The organism is Streptomyces sp. NPDC001219 (assembly GCF_053597915.1).
Map to the genome: position 1 here is coordinate 23,333 of NZ_JBSFJF010000054.1, position 18,456 is coordinate 41,788.

General features: G+C 74.1%; 20 protein-coding genes. 7 read left to right on the plus strand and 13 right to left on the minus strand.

Annotation, left to right across the window (positions count from 1 at the left end; all coding sequences use genetic code 11):
* Nucleotides 1-6: 6 nt before the first annotated feature.
* Together ACWC9R_RS27935 and ACWC9R_RS27940 are read right to left on the minus strand one after the other, a co-directional pair.
* On the minus strand, nucleotides 7-900 hold the full coding sequence (locus ACWC9R_RS27935) for an SDR family NAD(P)-dependent oxidoreductase (protein ID WP_450735596.1): 894 nt from the start codon (nucleotides 898-900) through the stop codon (nucleotides 7-9).
* Nucleotides 901-982: 82 nt separating this feature from the next.
* Nucleotides 983-1,780: an acetoacetate decarboxylase family protein gene (locus ACWC9R_RS27940; RefSeq protein ID WP_450735598.1), complete on the minus strand. Its 798-nt coding sequence runs from the start codon at nucleotides 1,778-1,780 to the stop codon at nucleotides 983-985.
* Between the two features lie 140 nt (nucleotides 1,781-1,920).
* Here ACWC9R_RS27940 and ACWC9R_RS27945 point away from each other — a divergent pair, with 140 nt between their 5' ends.
* The 6 genes from ACWC9R_RS27945 (at nucleotide 1,921) to ACWC9R_RS27970 (ending at nucleotide 7,851) form a co-directional block, all read left to right on the plus strand.
* On the plus strand, nucleotides 1,921-2,556 hold the full coding sequence (locus tag ACWC9R_RS27945) for a TetR/AcrR family transcriptional regulator (protein ID WP_450735600.1): 636 nt from the start codon (nucleotides 1,921-1,923) through the stop codon (nucleotides 2,554-2,556).
* 328 nt (nucleotides 2,557-2,884) lie between these two features.
* Nucleotides 2,885-3,916, plus strand: a complete 1,032-nt coding sequence (locus ACWC9R_RS27950; protein ID WP_450735602.1) for a DEDDh family exonuclease — start codon at nucleotides 2,885-2,887, stop codon at nucleotides 3,914-3,916.
* Nucleotides 3,917-3,979: 63 nt separating this feature from the next.
* Nucleotides 3,980-4,213 carry a hypothetical protein gene (locus tag ACWC9R_RS27955; RefSeq protein WP_006606380.1) on the plus strand — a complete coding sequence of 78 codons (234 nt, stop codon included), beginning with the start codon at nucleotides 3,980-3,982 and terminating at the stop codon, nucleotides 4,211-4,213.
* 128 nt (nucleotides 4,214-4,341) lie between these two features.
* A complete protein-coding gene (locus ACWC9R_RS27960; RefSeq protein WP_450735604.1) occupies nucleotides 4,342-5,250 on the plus strand; it encodes an SURF1 family cytochrome oxidase biogenesis protein in 909 nt (302 codons plus the stop codon).
* A 55-nt stretch (nucleotides 5,251-5,305) separates the two neighbouring features.
* The gene (locus ACWC9R_RS27965; RefSeq protein WP_450735605.1) at nucleotides 5,306-7,090 is read left to right on the plus strand and encodes a glycoside hydrolase family 15 protein; all 1,785 of its coding nucleotides are present in this window, start codon (nucleotides 5,306-5,308) and stop codon (nucleotides 7,088-7,090) included.
* Between the two features lie 5 nt (nucleotides 7,091-7,095).
* The gene (locus tag ACWC9R_RS27970; protein WP_362610252.1) at nucleotides 7,096-7,851 is read left to right on the plus strand and encodes an SDR family oxidoreductase; all 756 of its coding nucleotides are present in this window, start codon (nucleotides 7,096-7,098) and stop codon (nucleotides 7,849-7,851) included.
* Nucleotides 7,852-7,894: 43 nt separating this feature from the next.
* Here the strand turns inward: ACWC9R_RS27970 and amaP are convergent, their stop codons facing one another.
* Genes amaP through ACWC9R_RS27995 form a run of 5 tightly spaced genes read right to left on the minus strand, consistent with a single transcriptional unit; the run spans nucleotide 7,895 to nucleotide 10,279 of the window.
* Entirely contained in the window at nucleotides 7,895-8,500 is a 606-nt protein-coding gene (gene amaP, locus ACWC9R_RS27975; protein ID WP_450735607.1) for an alkaline shock response membrane anchor protein AmaP, read from the minus strand.
* 7 nt (nucleotides 8,501-8,507) lie between these two features.
* Nucleotides 8,508-9,200, minus strand: coding sequence for a DUF6286 domain-containing protein (locus tag ACWC9R_RS27980; protein WP_450735609.1), 693 nt, complete (start codon nucleotides 9,198-9,200; stop codon nucleotides 8,508-8,510).
* A complete protein-coding gene (locus ACWC9R_RS27985) occupies nucleotides 9,197-9,589 on the minus strand; it encodes a hypothetical protein (RefSeq protein WP_450735611.1) in 393 nt (130 codons plus the stop codon). The genes ACWC9R_RS27980 and ACWC9R_RS27985 overlap by 4 nt, the downstream gene beginning before the upstream one ends.
* Before the next feature lie 6 nt (nucleotides 9,590-9,595).
* The gene (locus ACWC9R_RS27990) at nucleotides 9,596-9,790 is read right to left on the minus strand and encodes a hypothetical protein (protein WP_362610244.1); all 195 of its coding nucleotides are present in this window, start codon (nucleotides 9,788-9,790) and stop codon (nucleotides 9,596-9,598) included.
* A gap of 36 nt (nucleotides 9,791-9,826) precedes the next feature.
* Nucleotides 9,827-10,279 (minus strand): Asp23/Gls24 family envelope stress response protein, encoded by a 453-nt coding sequence (locus ACWC9R_RS27995; protein ID WP_450735615.1) that lies wholly within the window; start codon nucleotides 10,277-10,279, stop codon nucleotides 9,827-9,829.
* A gap of 220 nt (nucleotides 10,280-10,499) precedes the next feature.
* Here ACWC9R_RS27995 and ACWC9R_RS28000 point away from each other — a divergent pair, with 220 nt between their 5' ends.
* Nucleotides 10,500-11,225 carry a hypothetical protein gene (locus ACWC9R_RS28000; RefSeq protein ID WP_450735617.1) on the plus strand — a complete coding sequence of 242 codons (726 nt, stop codon included), beginning with the start codon at nucleotides 10,500-10,502 and terminating at the stop codon, nucleotides 11,223-11,225.
* A 69-nt stretch (nucleotides 11,226-11,294) separates the two neighbouring features.
* Here the strand turns inward: ACWC9R_RS28000 and ACWC9R_RS28005 are convergent, their stop codons facing one another.
* The 6 genes from ACWC9R_RS28005 to ACWC9R_RS28030 form a co-directional block, all read right to left on the minus strand.
* Entirely contained in the window at nucleotides 11,295-12,074 is a 780-nt protein-coding gene (locus ACWC9R_RS28005; RefSeq protein ID WP_450735618.1) for an enoyl-CoA hydratase/isomerase family protein, read from the minus strand.
* A 113-nt stretch (nucleotides 12,075-12,187) separates the two neighbouring features.
* Nucleotides 12,188-12,409 carry a helix-turn-helix domain-containing protein gene (locus tag ACWC9R_RS28010; RefSeq protein WP_176604217.1) on the minus strand — a complete coding sequence of 74 codons (222 nt, stop codon included), beginning with the start codon at nucleotides 12,407-12,409 and terminating at the stop codon, nucleotides 12,188-12,190.
* Nucleotides 12,410-12,744: 335 nt separating this feature from the next.
* Entirely contained in the window at nucleotides 12,745-14,343 is a 1,599-nt protein-coding gene (gene abc-f, locus ACWC9R_RS28015; RefSeq protein ID WP_450735620.1) for a ribosomal protection-like ABC-F family protein, read from the minus strand.
* A gap of 220 nt (nucleotides 14,344-14,563) precedes the next feature.
* The gene (locus tag ACWC9R_RS28020; protein WP_362612981.1) at nucleotides 14,564-16,009 is read right to left on the minus strand and encodes a hypothetical protein; all 1,446 of its coding nucleotides are present in this window, start codon (nucleotides 16,007-16,009) and stop codon (nucleotides 14,564-14,566) included.
* A gap of 240 nt (nucleotides 16,010-16,249) precedes the next feature.
* Nucleotides 16,250-17,377 (minus strand): alpha/beta hydrolase, encoded by a 1,128-nt coding sequence (locus ACWC9R_RS28025; RefSeq protein WP_362612982.1) that lies wholly within the window; start codon nucleotides 17,375-17,377, stop codon nucleotides 16,250-16,252.
* 170 nt (nucleotides 17,378-17,547) lie between these two features.
* Complete coding sequence (locus ACWC9R_RS28030) at nucleotides 17,548-18,216, minus strand: class II aldolase/adducin family protein (protein WP_450735622.1); 669 nt, start codon at nucleotides 18,214-18,216, stop codon at nucleotides 17,548-17,550.
* Nucleotides 18,217-18,456: the final 240 nt, after the last annotated feature.

Here is an 18,456-nt window from a genome sequence, read left to right on the forward strand (position 1 = left end):
CCTCCCTCAGTCTTCCGCGTCGAGGATGAAGTGCTCCAGATAGGCGGGCGCCGAGCGGTCGAGCATCGAGGCGGACCGGGCCCGGATCTGCGCGTCGGTGTGCGCGCTGGGCGGCAGCAGCCAGAAGCGGCCGGCCCGGACGCCGTCCACGACCTGCGCCGCGACCTCCTCGACGGGGGTGAAGGCGACCTCCTGCCCGGCCTCCCGCATCGCCGCCTCCCACTGCGCCAGGCTGCGGTACGGCGTCCGGCGCGGCCGTGTCTTGGCGTAGCGCACGGGCCGGTTGCGGTGCGACTCCCACAGGCCGGTGCGGAGCATGTGCGGGCCGGGGAAGAGCACCGAGGCGCCGACGGGGGCGTGCTCGGCCCGGAGGTGGGCGTGGAGCGACTCGGTCATGGTCACCACGGCCGCCTTGGTGACGGCGTAGACGGACGCGGTGGGCAGCGGCGCGACGCCGCCGTCCGTCGAGGAGGTGTTGACGACATGGCCGGGTTCGCCGGCCGCCAGCATCCGGGGCAGAAAGCACTGGATGCCGTGGAAGACGCCCCAGACGTTCACCGCGAACGCCCACGCCCAGTCGTTGGGCTCGTGCTCCCACATCCGCCCCTCGGCGCCGGAGCCCACCCCCGCGTTGTTGCACAGCAGATGGACGGCGCCGAAGGCCTCGTACGCCGCGTCGGCGAGGCCGGCGACCTCCTCGCGCACCCCGACGTCCACGGTGTGCGCCAGCACCCGGGCGCCGCCCGCGGCCAGCTCCTCGGCGGCGGCCCGCAGCGGCTCCTCCTCCACGTCCGCGAGGACCACCCGCAGCCCCTCCGCGGCGAACCGGCGCGCCATGGCCAGGCCGACACCGCTCGCGGCGCCGGTGACGACCGCGACCTGTCCCGCCGTCAGCTCCATGCCCGCTCCCCTTTCCCTGCCGCCCGGTCCGGCCGCCCCTGGGGCCGGGAACCGCGGACTCGTCCTGTGGGGGCGCCCGGCATCAGGCACTCCCCTCGGGCGGCCCGTCGAGGATCTGCTGCGGATCGTCGTAGCGCTGGTGGATGTACGGCAGCAGGGACGCGGCGGCGACCCGCTCGACGACCCGGCCCCGCTGGTCGCTGGTCTTCTCGCCGAGGGTGAGCTCGACGAGGGTGCGGACGGGCAGGTCGGCGACCGGGTCGTACATCGACTCGCGGAGGACGACATCACCGGTGATCCGCTCCAGTACGCGGACCTTCTCGTGGCGCAGGCAGTGCACCAGCACCGGGTCGAGGTCGAACCCCGAACCGTCCACGGCGGGCAGGAACTTGAAGTAGAAGTCGGTCTTGCGGGCCGGCTCGGGGACCGGCAGCGGTCCGCTGACCGCACCGCGGACCTCGACGAAGGCGATGCCGTGCCGGGCGAGCGCGGCACGGACGACCGGGCCGTCCCGCTCGACGGTGACCTCGCCGAGCTTCTTGGGTTCGCCGAAGACCTCCCGCCCGCCGGTCAGCGCCCGCTCGTGGGTCATCGGCATGACGAGCGGATACCAGCCCTCGACGCCGCGGTGTGCGGCCGCGACGGCGACCGAGCCCGCGCCGAGGGGGTATCCGGTCAGCCGGACGGTGGAGATGCTGGCCCGGACCAAGGGGCGTCCGGTGGGTTCGAGGGGCGGCGGCAGTACGGCGGCGACCGCGTCCGGGTCGGTCTCCCACACGGCGGTGACACCGGTGGACCAGATCTCGGGTAACCGGGAACCCGCGGTCCGTGCCGCGGTGATCTCCGTCGCGCTGCGCGCTCCGTAGCGTATGCGGGCCATGGCGTACCACCCTTCGTCGTCGGTGACTTGCGGGGGTCGTGCGAGGCGCCTGTAACACTGTTACACCGAGCGGGATGAAGGGTAAAGGGCCGTGTACGCCCGGGAGTTGAGGGACAGTGGGGGGGGAAGGTGGGGGGAATATGACACGTACCGCGCTGACCGGCGAAGAGGTACTGGCGGCCGCCGCCCGGCTGGTGCGGGCGGACGGCCCCGGCGCGCTGACCATGCGCCGCCTCGCCACGGAACTGGGCACCGCCGTCACCTCCATCTACTGGCACGTGGGCAACCGCGAGTCGCTGCTGGACGCCCTCGTCGAGCGCACCGTCCGGGAGATGGGCGAGATCCACCCCACCGGGGACAGCCCGCACGCCCGCATCGTGTCGGTCGCCCGCGCGCTGCACTCGGCGCTGCGCGAGCGCCCGCAGCTGATCGCGATGGTGCACGAACGCGGCCTGACGGAGCGGATGTTCCTGCCGGCACAGCAGGCGCTGGTCCACGAGATGCACGCCGCCGGGCTGCGCGGCGAGACGGCCGCCGAGGCGGTGCGGGCGGTCCAGTTCCAGGTCGTCGGCTTCGTCCTGGTCGAGCGCAACCGGGAACGGTCCCCCGCGCAGCACCCGAGCGAGGGCGAGCTGTGGGACTCCCCCACCGCCGGACACGATCCGGCACTGGCCCGCGCGCTGGCCGGCCCGGTCGACGCCGGGCGGCTGTTCACGGTCTCCCTGGAGGCACTGGTGACGTCGTTGCTTGCGGCGGGGGCGGCGTCCGGCTCATGAGTGTCTGCGGTCGCGCGTGTCCGGCTGGCGAGCATCTGGCGGCTGTTCGCTGCCTTCCTGGGGCATGCGGAATTCCCCCTTCGGGCAGACGCACCTGTGTTTTTTCCCCGCCGCCCACCCCCCTTCGGGGGGTGGGCGGGTCAGGACAGCACCCCCAACCGCCGGCCGCCCCCGCCAGCCCCACCCCCCACACCCCGTCAACTCCCCCACCCTGCCCTCCAACCAGCCCCTCACCACCCCCACCCACCGCCCCCCCAGAAGCGCAAACCCCCCACAACCCCCCATGCGGTTCGGTGGCTGTCAGTGGTGGCCCGTATCCTCAGGGACCATGCTCGAAGACCGCATGGCAGCAGCCGCCGACCCGATCGCGCCGAAGATCGGGCAGCAGCCGGGCCCGCAGACGCCGCCGGCTCCCTGGCCGTCCGCGTATCCCCAGGGGTACGCGGTGGTCGACGTGGAGACCACGGGCCTGGCCCGCGACGACCGGATCATCTCGGCAGCCGTGTACCAACTCGACGCCCAGGGCGAGGTCCAGGACCGCTGGTACACCCTCGTCAACCCGCAGCGGGACCCGGGGCCGGTCTGGATTCACGGGCTCACGAGCGCCGTGCTCGCCGACGCCCCGCTCTTCCCGGAGATCGTCCCGGAGCTGTCCCGGCGGCTGGCGGACCGGGTGCTGGTCGCGCACAACGCGATGTTCGACTGGTCGATGATCGCCCGCGAGTACGCCCGCGCCGCGGCGACCGCGCCCGTGCAGCAGCGGCTGTGCACCATCGCGCTGTCCAAGGAGCTGCGGCTGCCGCTGCCCAACCACAAGCTGGAGTCCCTCGCCGCCCATTACGGCGTGGTGCAGGAGCGCGCCCACCACGCCCTGGACGACGCCCGGGTGCTGGCCGAGGCGTTCCGGCCCAGTCTGCGGCGGGCCGCGCAGGAGAATCTGCGGCTCCCGCTGCTCAGCTGCCAGCCGCTGACGGAGTGGTCCGACGCCCCCGCGCCCCGCCAGCGCGCCACCGCGGCGGCCTACCGCCCCACGTCCTGGCGGCCGGCCCGTAAGCGCCCGGCGTGCCCGTACCCCAACCCGGGGCGCTACGAGTCCGGCGGACAGCTCGTCCAGGGGATGCGGGTCGCCTTCTCGGGTGACACGTCCGTGGACCGCGAGCTGCTGGAGGACCGGGCGATCGAGGCGGGGCTGCATGTCGCCACGAGCGTGTCCCGGCTGACCAGCCTGCTGGTGACCAACGACCCCGACTCCCGGACCTCCAAGACCGCCAAGGCCGCCTCGTTCGGCACGGTCGTGATCGACGAGGCGGCCTTCATGCAGCTGCTGCAGGACGTGGCCCCGGCGCCTGCGTCCGGGTGAAGCCCGCCCAACACACCCGCCGGCACCGCGCCGCGCGCGGGCGGCGCCCGCACTCTGTGGCGCATGGCACGTTGTGAGGTCTGCGGAAACGAATACGGCATGACGTTCGAGGTGCACGCGCAGGGCGCGGTGCATGTCTTCGACTGCTTCGCCTGCGCCATCCACCGCATGGCGCCGATCTGTGAGCACTGCCGGTGCCAGATCATCGGGCAGGGCGTCGAGGCCGACCAGAAGTGGTACTGCGGTGCGCACTGCGCCCGCTCGGACGGCCGGGTGGGCATCGTCGACCGGGTCTGACCCGGGAGCCGCCTCCCGGAGCTGCGCGGAGGGCCACCGGACGCGGGCGGCCACCGCCGGGCCCTCCCCCGGCCCCCACCGGGGACCCCCGGCTCGGTGGTCCCGGCGCCCCAGGTACCGTCAAGGCCGTGTACCGCTTCCTGTTGTCCCGGCAGTGGGTGATCCTCACCCTCGTGGGTCTTGTGCTGATCCCCGTCATGATCAAGCTGGGCTACTGGCAGCTCCACCGGCATGAGCACAAGGTGGCGCAGAACGGGCTGATCGCGCGCAGCCTGGCCGCCGACCCGGTTCCGGTCACCACGCTGGCCGCCCCCGGCCGCGAGCTGCCCCGGCGCGACATGTGGCGCACGGTCACCGCGACCGGCACCTACGACACCGCGCACGAGGCCGTGGTCCGCCAGCGCACCGCCGCCGACGAGCAGAGCATCGGCTACTACGTGATCACCCCGCTGGTCCTCGGCAACGGCCGGGCCGTGCTGGTCAACCGCGGCTGGATCTCGGCCGGCAACGACCTCACCAAGTTCCCGGACGTGCCGGCCGCCCCCCGGGGCAAGGTCACCGTGACCGGCCGGATGATGGCCGACGAGACCACCGCCGCCAGCGGCATCAAGGACACCAAGGGCCTGCCCGCCCGCCAGGTCATGCTGATCAACAGCGCGGAGCAGGCGAAGCGGGCCGGCCGGCCGATGCTCGGCGGCTACATCGAGCAGACCGGCCCCGAGCCGGCCGGCGGCAAGCCGGAGCTGGTCCCCGAGCCGGACCACGACTCGATCGGCCCGCACATGGCGTATGCGATCCAGTGGTGGCTGTTCGCCGCGGCGGTGCCCGTCGGCTGGGTCGTCCTGGTCCGCCGGGAGCGCCGTGACCGGGCGGCCGCCGCCAAGGCGGCCGAGGAGGCCGGGGCCGCCGGAGCCGCGCCGGACGGCGAACCGAACGACGGGCCGGACGGCGGCCCGACCGCGGAACCCGCCGGTGCCGGGGACACCGGGGCGGCCGGCGACCACGCGGCGCCGGCACCTGCCTCGGCCAAGCCGTAGCCCGGACGGCCGTCACCACGGCGTAGCGCCTCCCCCGGGCGGGAAAAGGCGCTGAGTGCACCCACGTATCGAGGACTATGCGCTCATCGGCGATCTCCAGACCGCCGCACTCGTCGGCCGCGACGGGTCCATCGACTGGCTGTGCCTGCCGCGCTTCGACTCCGGCGCCTGCTTCGCCGCCCTCCTCGGCGGCAAGGAGAACGGCCACTGGGGCCTCGCCCCGTGCTCTCCCGACGCCCGCGCCCAGCGCTCCTACCGCGGCGACTCGCTGATCCTCGACACCGTCTGGGAGACCCCCACCGGCAGTGTCCGGGTCACCGACTTCATGCCGCAGCGCGACCAGGTGCCCGACGTCGTACGGATCGTCGAGGGCCTCAGCGGCAGCGTCGAGATGCGCGGGGTGCTGCGGCTGCGGTTCGACTACGGGCGGGTGGTGCCCTGGGTGCGCGCCACCGAGGGCTGCCGGGTGGCGATCGCCGGACCGGACTCCGTCTGGCTGCGCACCCCGGCCGAGAGCACCACCTACGGCAAGGACTTCAGCACCCGCTCGGACTTCACCGTCGCCGCGGGCGAGCGCGCCGCGTTCGTGCTGACCTGGCACCCCTCCCACGAGCCCCGGCCGACCCAGATCGACCCGTTCACCGCGCTCCAGGACACCCTGGACGACTGGCACGCCTGGTCCGCGCGCTGCCGCTACACCGGCCCCTACCGCGAGGCCGTGATCCGCTCGCTGATCACCCTCAAGGCCCTCACCTACGGGCCCACCGGCGGCATCGTGGCGGCCCCGACCACCTCGCTGCCCGAGGAGCTGGGCGGGGTCCGCAACTGGGACTACCGCTACTGCTGGCTGCGCGACGCCAGCCTCACCCTGAACTCCCTGCTCTCCGCCGGGTATCTGGACGAGGCCGGCGCCTGGCGGGACTGGCTGCTGCGCGCGGTGGCCGGCGCCCCCGACGACCTGCAGATCATGTACGGGCTGGCGGGTGAGCGGCGGCTGCCGGAGGCCGAGCTGCCGTGGCTGACCGGCTACTGCGGCTCCGCGCCCGTCCGCATCGGCAACGCCGCCGTCGAACAGCGTCAGCTCGACGTCTACGGCGAGGTCCTGGACTCCTTCCACATCGCCCGCGCGGCCGGACTGCCGGCCGAGCCGCACGCCTGGAGCATCCAGCGGGCGCTGATGGACTACCTGGAGTCCACCTGGCGCGACCCCGACGAGGGGCTGTGGGAGATCCGCGGGCCGCGCCGGCACTTCGTGCACTCCAAGGTCATGGCCTGGGTCGCGGCCGACCGGGTGGTGCGGGCCATCGAGGGGTTTCCGCGGTTCGGCGGGGACGTCGACCGCTGGCGGGCGATGCGCGACGAGGTCCACCGCGAGGTGTGCGAGCGCGGCTACGACGCCGACCGCGGCACCTTCACCCAGTCCTACGGCTCCGCGGAACTGGACGCCGCGACCCTGCTGATCCCCCGCGTCGGCTTTCTGCCGGGCGACGACCCCCGGGTCCTCGGCACCATCGACACGGTGTTCCGGGAGCTGTCGCACGACGGTCTGGTACGCCGTTACAGCACCGAGGGCAGCACGGTCGACGGGCTGCCGGGCGGCGAAGGCACCTTCCTGGTCTGCTCGTTCTGGCTCGCCGACGCGCTCCAGCTGAGCGGCCGGCGGGCCGAGGCCCAGGAGCTGTTCGAACGGCTGCTGGGGCTGCGCAACGACCTGGGGCTGCTCTCCGAGGAGTACGACCCGGCCGCCCGGCGCCAGCTGGGCAACTTCCCGCAGGCCTTCAGCCACATCGGCCTGGTGGGGACCGCCTTCGGCCTCCAGGACGGGGCACGGGCACACTAGGGGCCATGGATCTCGGACTCACTGACCGGACGTACCTCGTCACCGGGGCGACCCGCGGCCTCGGCTTCGCCACCGCCCGTGAACTGGTCGCCGACGGCGCCCATGTCGTGATCACCGGACGCACCGAGGAGAGCGCGTCCGCGGCGGCCGCCTCACTGGGCGAACGGGCCCTGGGAGTGGCGGCCGACAACGCCGACGCGGACACCCCCGGCCGTCTGGTGGCGGCGGCCCGCGAGCGCTTCGGCCGACTGGACGGGGTGCTCATCAGCGTGGGCGGCCCGGCCCCCGGCACCGCCGCCGACAACACCGACGCCCAGTGGCAGGAGGCCTTCGAGTCGGTCTTCCTCGGCGCGGTGCGGCTGGCCCGCGCGGCCGCCGCCGAGCTGCCGGAGGGCGGGGTGATCGGCTTCGTGCTGTCCGGCTCGGTGCACGAGCCGATCGGCGGACTGACCCTCTCCAACGGGCTCCGCCCCGGTCTCGCCGGTTTCGCCAAGTCGCTCGCCAACGAACTGGGCCCGCGCGGCATCCGCGTCCTCGGCGTGCTGCCCGGCCGGATCGCCACCGACCGGATGACCCAGCTCGACGCGCTCTCCGGCGACCCGGAGGGGTCCCGCGCCCGTAACTGCGCGTCGATCCCGCTGGGCCGTTACGGGACGCCGGAGGAGTTCGGCCGGACCGCGGCCTTCCTGCTGTCGCCCGCAGCGTCGTATGTCACCGGGGTGATGGTGCCGGTGGACGGCGGGGCCCGGCGCGGGTTCTGACCCCGCACGGGCGGCGGACCCGGGGCGCGCCGCCCGTACCGCGCTAACTGACCCGCTCGGGGCGGTGCTTGACCGCGCGCAGCCGGACCTCGCCCGGCAGCCGGTCGAGGCCGGCCGAGCGGCGGGCGTGCGCCACCGCCTCGTCCGACAGCCGCCGCACGACGGTCCCCGGGTCGGCGTGCGGGGCGAGCGCCAGCACGGCCCGCACCCGCGGTTCGCTCCGGCGGCCGGTCAGCAGCACACCGGCCCCGTCGATGCCGTCCAGCGCCTCCGACTCGGCCGTGAGGGCGGCCTCCAGCGCCCGGCCGCGCAGCACGGCGCCCTCGCCGTCGCCGCTGTCGACGAGGATCGTCTGCAGCCGGCGGCGCCGGAGCTGGGTCAGCAGCCACCACAGCATCAGCAGCACGAAGACGGCCAGCGCGGCGATGACGACGGGCCACCACCAGCCCTGGTCCGTCCAGCGGGTGCGCTGCCCCGCGGGGAGCAGCACCTGGCCGGGGCGGGACCAGGGCCAGCCGGCGGGCAGTGCGAGGTGCCATTTCGCGGGCAGGCCGAGGCCGCCGAGCAGCACCAGGCCGCCCGCGCCGAACAGCACCACACCGCTCAGACCGAGCAGCACCCGGTTGACCGTTCCGCGGACCCTGCGCATCGCTCGCTCACCTCTTCTTCGGGCGCCGGACGTCCACGGTCAGGCGGAGTTCACGGGCCAGTCCCAGCTGCCGCAGTCCCTCGCCGAGCGAGGTGTCGAGGTCGGCGCGGACCTCGTCCAGCTCACGGAAGTGCGCGACGGCGTGCGCCTTCGCCTTGCGGCGGCCGACCTTCATCCGTACGGACTGGACACCGGCGACCTCCATGGCACGGTCGCGCAGCACCAGCGCGGCGGCCGCCCGGTCCAGCCCGGCCCGCAGGTCCGGCGCCGCCGGCCGCATCGGCAGCACCTGGCGCAGTCCGGGGGTCACGGCCGACACGAACAGCCAGATGCCGAGCACCACGGCGACCGCGGCGGCGCCCAGGACCCAGGGGTTGTCCAGGTGACGGGTGGCCAGTTCGCGGGCGAGCCGCCGGCGCCAGGCCATCGCGGGTCGGTTGGCACGCACCGCGGCCGCGTCGTAGAGCAGCAGGCCGGCCGCGGCCAGCAGCACCAGCGCCACCAGGGCCGCCGGCACCCGGCGGGCCGACCAGAAGCGCCGCACCCGGTCGTGGCCGGCGGAGTCCGTGGCCGTGGGGTCCGCGGTGGACGGGGTCGAGCCGTCCGCCGCGCCGGGGGCCGATCCGTCGGCCGCGTCCGGTGTCTTGTCGAGCGTGGGCAGCCGCCGGGTGCCGGACGGCTCCCTGTCCTCGTCACTCATCGGACCCTCCCGCGGTCCGTACGGTCCAGCAGCGGGGAGTGCAGCCGCTCGACCTCCACCGCGACCTCGGGCACGGTCATGTTCGCCAGCGCCGTCACCCGCTCGGTGACCTGACGGCGCACCAGCCGGCACTGTCCGCCGATGTCGGAGGGGTAGCCCAGCTCCACGGCGATCCGCAGCCGCGCCTCACCGAAGTTCTGCCGGTCGTCGCGCCGGTGCACGGTGACCGTCGCATGGGCGTCCGTACGGGCGCGCGGGGACTCCGCGCGCAGCGCCTCCCGGGCGGCCCGTGCGGCGATCTTCGCCACCACCCGGTCCGCGATTCTGGTCGCGCCCCGCTCACCCGCCGGTACGGCGGTCGCGGCGGCGGCCGGGGACACCGTCGCCACCCGGCCTCACCGCCGCCGGTCGCGGTCGCCGCCGCGCGGACGGAAGAACTCGCCGGCCTCCAGGTCCCCGTCGAGGAACCTGCCGGCCACGAACCCGACGGCGCCCAGCGCCGCCACCAGGACGAAGGCGCCGAAGCCACCGAAGTATCCGGCGAAGCCCAGCGCCATACCGGCCAAGAGACCGGCCACGGCCATGCTCATCGTGCGCTCCTTCGCTGCCACGCCGGACGGGTCCGGTTACTGGAGCCGCTGCTCCGATTCCTCTTCTTCGTCTGCCTCGTCGGGCAGCTTGACGTCGCTGACCGCGATGTTGACCTCGACGACCTCCAGGCCGGTCATCCGCTCCACGGCGGCGATGACGTTCTCCCGGACGGACCGGGCGACCTCGGCGATGGCGACGCCGTAGTCGACCACGATCTCCAGGTCCAGCGCGGTCTGCACCTCGCCGACCTCGGCCTTCACACCCTGGGTCGCGGACCTGCTGCCGCCGGGCACCCGGTCCCGGACGGCGCCGAGCGTACGGGCGAGGCCGCTGCCCATGGCATGCACGCCGAGGACGTCCCGGGCCGCGAGGCCGGCGATCTTCTCCACGACACCGTCGGCGATGGTGGTCCGCCCCCGGGTCGCGGGGGCGCCGCCGCCCCGTTTGGCGGGCGTCCCGGGCTCTGCGTGCTGCTGGCTCTCGCTCATCGACGTGTCCCTTTCCGCGGGGAGGAACGGTCCGCCCGCTCCGGTCCCCACAGTAGGCCGGGTGCTTCCGGGCCGCTCCGGGGATGTGGCAGGCGAGTGCTCCACCCGGCACCGCCGGGCGCACCGCCCTGCCGCACGGGCCGGTCTGCGGCAGGCTGGGAGCGTGGTCCGGGACGGTCAGGGAATCGGTCCGTGGGCCTTCCGGGAAAGGGGTGACGCGGTGGCCGTGAACCAGTTGGCGCGGACGGTCCGGGCGCAGCTCGGCATCGGCCGGGTGCTGCCGCTCGGCGGCCCCGCGGACGGCTCGTGGATCACCGAGCAGGCGGCCGCCGGGGCGCTGCGGACGGCGTCCGGAACGCCGGCCGGGGTCCGCGTCGGCACGCTGCGGCTGTCCGTCGCCGATCCGGACAACGCCCCGGAACCGGCGGTGCCGGCGCCGCCGAGCGCCCTGCCGCCCGGCCCGCTGCGGATCGAGGCGGAGTTCGCCGCGGTCGCCGACCGGCCGCTGCCCACGCTGGCCGACGAGGTGCGCGCGGCGCTGCTGGAGGCCTCGGTCCGGGAGCTGGGGCTGGTGGTCGGCGTGGTCGATCTGCGGGTCGGCGGTCTGCTGGAGACGGAGGAGGCCACGGCGGACACCGCGTCGCCCCGTTCCGCTTCCCCGGGGGACGTGCCGCCCGCTGCGGAGGAACGGACCGGTGCGACGCAGGAGGGCGCGGCGGGCATCGCCGCGGTCGCGCGGGGTGTCGCGGGGGTGGTCCGGCTGGCGCCGGTGCTCGGCGGTTCCCGTCCGGTGCGCCTCACGGAGGGGCATGCCCTGATCCAGCTGGCGACCGCGCCCGGCTACCGGGCGCTGGATGTCGCCTGCGCCGTACGGCGGGCGGTGGCCGCCGCGCCGCCCGTGGCCTCGACGGTCGCCGTGCTGGTCACGGCGGTGGAGCAGAGCTGACGAACGGCCCGGCCGGGCACCGTGGTGGTGCGCCGCCGGGCAGCCCGGGACAGCTGAACGGTGCGGGTGCTACTCCCCCACACCCGCGAGGTCACGCAGCCGGCGCGCCTGGGCGGCCCGCTCGGCGCGGCGCTGCTCCTCGTAGGTACGGCCCGCGGCGCCGGCCAGCAGGGCCTTGGTCTCGATGACGGCATCGCGCGGCGCGGCGGTGAGCGCGGCCGCCAAGTCGGCCACGGTGGCGTCGAGTTGGTCGCCGGGCACCACGAGGTTGGCGAGCCCGATCCGCTCGGCCTCCTCGGCGTGCACGAAGCGCCCGGTGGCGCAGATCTCCAGCGCGCGGGCATAGCCCACCAGCCCGACCAGGGGGTGGGTACCGGTCAGGTCCGGTACGAGTCCCAGGCTGGTCTCGCGCATGGCGAACTGGACGTCCGGCGCCACCACCCGCAGATCGCAGGCGAGGGCGAGCTGGAAGCCGGCGCCGATGGCGTGCCCCTGCACGGTGGCGATGGACACCAGGTCATTGCGCCGCCACCAGGTGAACGCTTCCTGGTACTCGGCGATGGTGGCGTCCAGTGCACTGTCCGTGCCGCGCGCCAGATCGATGAACGACGGCTCGCCGTCGAAGCCCTCGGGCGTGAACGCCTGACGGTCGAGGCCCGCGGAGAAGGACTTGCCCTCACCGCGCAGCACCGCGATCCGTACGTTTCCCGGCAGCAGCGACCCCGCTTCGGCGAGCGCCCGCCACATGGCCGGCGACTGCGCGTTCCGCTTGGCCGCGTTGGCGAGGGTCACCGTGGCGATCGCACCGTCCACGGTGAGCCGCACGCCGTCCTTGTCGAGCAGAGTCATGAGCGCCTCCGAGTCAGCCAGCCGCACCTGCGTGCGTAAGTGACTGAACGGTAACCTCCCGGCCGACTGCTCGGCCGGCCGGGGGGACACCGCTGTACCCGGAGTCGCGGCCGTCAGGCCGATGTGGCCTTCTTGCCCCTCGTGGCTCCGCCGCGACCGCGCAGGACCACACCGGATTCGCTGAGCATCCGGTGCACGAATCCGTAGGAGCGGCCGGTTTCCTCGGCCAGCGCCCGGATGCTCGCACCGGAGTCGTACTTCTTCTTCAGGTCTGCCGCGAGCTTCTCGCGCGCGGCGCCGGTTACCCGGCTGCCCTTCTTCAGAGTCTCGGCCACCCGTGCCTCCTCGTGGGAAGTGCGCTCTGGACTCTCATGATCACCCCTCCCCGGCTTCCTGGCCACCCATTCCGCAAGGTCCGTACGACATCCTTTGCCGTCCGGCGGCCGCTCATCCGGGCCGGAATGCCTCATTCCGGCCGGGCGGGAGGCCGTCCTCGCCCGGCTTTGCGCGAGAAGCGGCAGGTCAGGTGGTATGCCGCTGAAACGGCGACGGCCGGGCCCCAAGGACCCGGCCGTAGGCCGCAGACTCGCCGGTGTACGAGCCGTTCTCACTCAGATGACGGATCACTCGTCGGCCGAATGATCCATACGGCATGATCCGTCCGCCGCTCTCAGGCCAGCGCGACCAGGTCCGCGTAGTCCTGGCCCCACAGGTCCTCGACACCGTCGGGCAGCAGGATGATGCGCTCCGGCTCCAGCGCGTCCACCGCTCCCTCGTCGTGCGTCACCAGGACCACCGCGCCCGTGAAGGTGTGCAGCGCGCCGAGGATCTCCTCGCGGCTGGCCGGGTCGAGGTTGTTGGTGGGCTCGTCGAGCAGCAGCACGTTGGCGGAGGAGACCACCAGCGTCGCCAGGGCCAGCCGGGTCTTCTCGCCGCCGGAGAGCACCCCGGCGGGCTTGTCGACGTCGTCGCCGGAGAACAGGAAGGAGCCCAGCGTCTTGCGGATGGCGACCAGGTCCATGTCCGGGGCGGCCGAGCGCATGTTCTCCAGGACCGTGCGGTCCGGGTCCAGGGTCTCGTGCTCCTGGGCGTAGTAGCCGAGCTTGAGGCCGTGTCCCGGGCGGACCGCGCCGGTGTCGGGGGTCTCGACGCCCGCCAGCAGGCGCAGCAGGGTGGTCTTGCCCGCACCGTTGAGGCCCAGGATGACGACCCGGGAACCCTTGTCGATGGCCAGGTCGACGTCGGTGAAGATCTCCAGGGAGCCGTAGGACTTCGACAGGCCCTCGGCGGTGAGCGGGGTCTTGCCGCACGGCGCGGGGTCCGGGAAGCGCAGCTTGGCGACCTTGTCGGAGGCGCGCACCGCCTCCAGCCCGGCGAGCAGCTTGTCGGCGCGCTTGGCCATGTTCTGCGCGGCGACGGTCTTGGTGGCCTTGGCCCGCATCTTGTCGGCCTGGGTGTTGAGCGCCGCGGCCTTCTTCTCGGCGTTCGCCCGCTCGCGCTTGCGGCGCTTCTCGTCGGCCTCGCGCTGCTGCTGGTAGAGCTTCCAGCCCATGTTGTAGATGTCGATCTGCGAGCGGTTGGCGTCGAGATAGAACACCTTGTTGACGACGGTCTCGACCAGGTCGACATCGTGGGAGATCACGATGAAACCGCCGCGGTAGGTCTTGAGGTAGTCGCGCAGCCAGACGATGGAGTCGGCGTCGAGGTGGTTGGTCGGCTCGTCGAGCAGCAGGATGTCGGAGTCCGAGAACAGAATCCGGGCCAGCTCGACGCGGCGGCGCTGACCGCCGGAGAGGGTGTGCAGCGGCTGGCCGAGGATGCGGTCGGGCAGACCGAGGCTGGCCGCGATGGTCGCGGCCTCCGCCTCGGCGGCGTACCCGCCCTTGGTCAGGAACTCGGTCTCCAGGCGCTCGTACTTCTTCATCGCCTTTTCGCGGGTGGCGCCCTTGCCGTTGGCCATCCGGTCCTCGTTCTCGCGCATCTTGCGCAGCACGGTGTCCAGATCGCGGGCGGAGAGGATGCGGTCGCGGGCGAGGATGTCCAGGTCGCCGGTGCGCGGGTCCTGCGGCAGATAGCCGACCTGCCCGCCGCGGGTGACCGAGCCGGAGGCGGGCATGCCCTCGCCGGCCAGGACCTTGGTCAGGGTGGTCTTGCCGGCGCCGTTACGGCCGACCAGGCCGATGCGGTCGCCCTTGGCGATACGGAAGGAAGCGGACTCGATGAGGATGCGGGCGCCGGCACGCAGCTCGAGGCCGGAGGCGGTGATCACGGAAAAGCTCCAGGGCAGGAAGACGGCGGATTGGACGGTCCGAGAGCGGGCTGCGCCGTCTAATGAACCCAAAGGAGAACTGCCATGGGAGGCAGTCTAACGGGCCCGTGCAAATCGTTTTTCCTTCCCACGTTTTCGGCTTGCCCGCCGTGGTGGCCTCCCGCCGTTGAGGCTCCGCTGCGCGGGGCCACCACGGCGGGAAAGCCGACAACGTGGGAGGTCACACCCCGCCCGTGTGGACCTGGAACGCCGCTCGGCGGACCGCCTTGGCGAGGGCCGGGTCGGGGTGGGCCGCGGCCAGGGCCACCAGGACCTGGACGGTCCTGGGGTGCCCGACGGCACGCACCTCCTCCAGGAGCCGCGGCACCGAGCCCTGGACCGCCGAGTCCAGATGCCTGACCAGCAGCTGGGTCTCGCCGTGGTCGGCGACGGCGGCCGCGGTGTCCACCCACAGCCAGGTCGACTCCTCGCGGGTGAGCACATCGGGCGCGGTCTCCGGGTCGCCGCCCTCGTGCTCGACCAGCCACAGCAGGGCGTACGGCCGCAGGGCCGGCTCGTCGGCCGCGGCCCGTACGGCGGCCTCGGCCGGGGCGCCGACCGCCCGCAGCGCCTCGAAGGCCAGACCGCGCAGCAGCGCGTCCTCCCCGCGGGCCACGGTCAGCAGCTCCTCGACGGCCGCGCCGACGGAGCGGGCGGCGAGCCAGGCGCGGTATTCGGCGCGGGCCGGTCCCGGGGTGAGGCGGGCGCAGCCGCGGAGCATCGCCTCCGCTGACTGTTCGATGTGGCCGGCCGGGCTCTGCGCGGCGACGCAGATCTGTTCCAGCTTGACCCACACCGACCAGTTGCCGAGCGGTGTCAGCTGCGCCTCGGCGCCCTCGTGCGCGGCCTCCGCGCCGTCCGGCGGCACCAACGCGCCGACGGTGCGCAGTGCGTCCAGGGCCCAGTCCAGCAGTGCGGCCAGCGACGCCCCCGCGGCGTCGCCGGCGGCCGCGGCCTCGTCGGCGGAGCCCGGGCCCGCCGGGTCCTGGCCGTAGGGGACCTCGCAGCGTTCGGTGCGCAGCTCGGCGACGCGCTGGTCGAGCATGTCGAGCAGCACCGGCAGCCGGACGGGGCCGGCCGACAGATGCAGCAGGGACAGCAACTGCGGCAGCGCCTCGACGACTTCGGCGACTATCGCGGGGCCGGCGGCGGCCGGGGCGGGGCGGGCCAGCGACCAGGCGTCGAAGAGCGCGACCCAGCCGCGCAGCACGGCGGTGTCGTCGCGGTCCCAGGCCCGCAGCCGCCAGCCGGGGCGGGCGAGGCCGTCGTGGAGTTCGACGAGTCCGGCCAGCCGGGCCCGGTCCCAGTCGGTGCGGACCTGTTGTGGTGTCAGGCCCAGTGCCTCGGCGGCGCGTTCCGCGGCGGTCTCCGGCAGCGCTCCGTCGGGGCCGGCCCGCAGGCTGCCGCCGGCGGCGCCGGCACCGACGCTGTCGGCCCAGCGGGCGAGCCGGGCGGCGCCGGCCAGGACGGCACGGGCCTGGCGCGCCAGTTCCGCGGGCGGCGGTGTGCCCTCGGGTGGCCGGGGCGCCGGGCGCTTGGTCCGGGTTGTCACCGCCCGGCGGGCGGCCGCAACCGGTTGACGGGGGACGAGTCGGAGCCGGGAGTCGCGCGGGGTACGGGACGTCACAGGAGCAGTGTTGCCGCTGTCGGCCCGAAAGCCCAATCGGAACCCCGCTTGCGATCTGCCACCGGCCGGTCATCCCGCCGCCCCATCCCTGATGAGGGGCGTTGTCCGCCCGTACACCCGGGAGTCATCGGGGGACCGGGCCGGTGGCAGCGGAAGTGGAAAGGAAAAGGAAGAGGAGAGGGCGGTGGGTGGGGAAGCCGTCGGTGGGGCCGGTGCCGGAGCCAGGTCACCTGGGTGGGGTCACATGAGTGGGGTGAGGAAGCGTCGCAGTGCCTCTTCGTAGCCGGACGGGTCGGCGTTCCACATCGCGGCGTGCGGGGCGTGCGGGACCGGCTGAAGCGTGATCAGGTCGGCCCGGCGGGCGGCGAAGGAACGGGAGGCCGTCCACGGGGCGATCACGTCGTCCGGCCCGTGGAAGAGCAGCGTGGGGATCTCCAGCTCGTCCGGGTCGACGGCGTCGGCGGGGTGGTCGAGGGGCAGGCCGGTGCTGCCCTCGGCGGCCCGTACCACCAGGGGCAGCAGGGCGCGCGGGACCCCGCGGGCGGCGGCCAGCGCGCGGACCGTGGCGTACCGGTCGAGGACCGGGGAGTCCAGGACCAGGCCGCAGATCCGGTCGCGCAGCGCGGAGCGGGTGGCGGCGCGCAGTGCCATGGTCGCGCCGGTGGACCAGCCGTGGAGGACGACGTTCCGGGCGCCGTAGCGCAGCGCGTAGCGGATCGCCGCGTCCAGATCGCGCCATTCGGTTTCGCCGAGGTGGTGGATGCCGTCGCCGGTGCGCGGGGCGCCGGGGTCGTTGCGGTAGGACAGGGCGAGGACCGGCAGCCGGTGGCGGTGCAGGAACGGCATGACGACCATGGGGTGCTCGCGCGTGGTGCCCAGGCCGTGGGCGGCGATGACCCAGGTGTCGCGTACGCCGGGGACGAACCACGCCGGGAGCGGGCCGAGTTCGCCGGGGATGTCGATGTCGGCGCAGTCGAGGCCGAGGGCGTCGCGGGGGTTGCCGATGTGCACCTGCGGGGTGAGCCGCATCCGGTTGCCCGGCCCGAGGGTGCCGTGGGTGACCCGTACCAGGCGGCGGACCACCGCGTCGGCGGGGTGCGGGACGCCGTGGACGACGTCGCCGATGACGGCGTGGCAGCCGGAGCCGGTGAGCCCGTACGTGCCGGGCCGCTGGGACGCCAGGCTGCGGGTGAGGGCGATGCGCTCCTCGGTGGCGGAGTGCACGGTGAGGCGGGAGTCGCCCGGGAAGGGCTGGTCCGGCGACGGTTTCAGGGCAATGTCACTGGCGTACCGGCCGACCGCCACCGCGGCCGCCCCGGCACCTATCACGGTGATGGCGGCCATGGCCGCCGCAGTACCCAGGCGCACCTCACCAGTGTGCGCAGCGGTGCCGGGCGCGGCCACCGGGCGGAGTCGGGCGGGTGACCGGCCGGAGCCCGTCCGGCCCGGAGGCGGCGGACGGGCTCCGGGGGCCGGACGGGCCGGGGGCGGCGGACGGGGTGCGGGCCGCCGCCGCGACGGGCGTGCCGGGCGCGCGGTCAGCCCGGGTGGCCGTCCTGCTGGCCGTAGCCGCGCAGCCGGTCGGCGGCCGCGTCGAGCTGACCGGCCGACAGCAGGTGCGGGGTGTGGCCCGGTACGGAGCTCGCGGTGAGCCACACCCGGCACATCCACTCCAGCTGCGCGGTGCGGTCCAGCGCCTGGCCGAGGCTGTCCCCGTAGGCGATGGTGCCGTGGTTCTGGAGCAGGCAGGCGGTGCGGTCGCGCAGCGCCTCGCGCATGGCGGCGGCCAGCTCGTCGCTGCCGTACAGGGCGTAGGGGGCGACGCGGACGGGGCCGCCGAGCGCCGCGGTCATGTAGTGGACCGGCGGGAGTTCGGTGACCAGGGTGGAGACGGCGGTGGCGTGCGGGGCGTGGGTGTGGACGACGGCGGTGGCGGTGGTGTCGCGGTAGACCGTCAGATGCATCGGCAGTTCGCTGGTCGGCCGGAGCGCGCCGATGATCTGGCGGCCTTCCAGGTCGACCGCGGTGGTGTCGCCGGGCCCGAGCCGGTCGTAGGGGACGCCGCTGGGGGTGACCAGGATCAGGTCCCTGATACGGCGCGAGACATTGCCCGAGGTGCCGACCACCAGGCCGTCGGTGACCGTTCGGCGGGCGGTGGCGACCAGTTCGCTCCAGGCGGCGGCGAGGTCGTCGGGGTGGTCCTTCATGGGTCCTCCGGCGCGGTGCGGCGAATGCGGACGTGGTGCGCGACACCGTACGAGCGGGCCGGGGCACCGTACGCCTGGGGGCCGCCCGACCGGTATCCGCCATCCGGTGCCACCTCCGCGAATGCCGGGGATTGACCGGTTTTGAGGCCCCTTGAGTAACTCGCCCCTTACGGTCGAGGTGACTCCGCGACAACGGGACCGCGGGGAACGGCTCGTCGGAACCTGGGGACCGGCGGCTAG

Bases quoted from the DNA above. Each gene is read 5' to 3' on its own strand.
- ACWC9R_RS27935 (WP_450735596.1), bottom strand. From the start codon at position 900: ATGGAGCTGACGGCGGGACAGGTCGCGGTCGTCACCGGCGCCGCGAGC.
- ACWC9R_RS27940 (WP_450735598.1), bottom strand. From the start codon at position 1,780: ATGGCCCGCATACGCTACGGAGCGCGCAGCGCGACGGAGATCACCGCG.
- ACWC9R_RS27945 (WP_450735600.1), top strand. From the start codon at position 1,921: ATGACACGTACCGCGCTGACCGGCGAAGAGGTACTGGCGGCCGCCGCC.
- ACWC9R_RS27950 (WP_450735602.1), top strand. From the start codon at position 2,885: ATGCTCGAAGACCGCATGGCAGCAGCCGCCGACCCGATCGCGCCGAAG.
- ACWC9R_RS27955 (WP_006606380.1), top strand. From the start codon at position 3,980: ATGGCACGTTGTGAGGTCTGCGGAAACGAATACGGCATGACGTTCGAG.
- ACWC9R_RS27970 (WP_362610252.1), top strand. From the start codon at position 7,096: ATGGATCTCGGACTCACTGACCGGACGTACCTCGTCACCGGGGCGACC.
- amaP (WP_450735607.1), bottom strand. From the start codon at position 8,500: ATGCGCAGGGTCCGCGGAACGGTCAACCGGGTGCTGCTCGGTCTGAGC.
- ACWC9R_RS27980 (WP_450735609.1), bottom strand. From the start codon at position 9,200: ATGAGTGACGAGGACAGGGAGCCGTCCGGCACCCGGCGGCTGCCCACG.
- ACWC9R_RS27990 (WP_362610244.1), bottom strand. From the start codon at position 9,790: ATGAGCATGGCCGTGGCCGGTCTCTTGGCCGGTATGGCGCTGGGCTTC.
- ACWC9R_RS27995 (WP_450735615.1), bottom strand. From the start codon at position 10,279: ATGAGCGAGAGCCAGCAGCACGCAGAGCCCGGGACGCCCGCCAAACGG.
- ACWC9R_RS28005 (WP_450735618.1), bottom strand. From the start codon at position 12,074: ATGACTCTGCTCGACAAGGACGGCGTGCGGCTCACCGTGGACGGTGCG.
- ACWC9R_RS28030 (WP_450735622.1), bottom strand. From the start codon at position 18,216: ATGAAGGACCACCCCGACGACCTCGCCGCCGCCTGGAGCGAACTGGTC.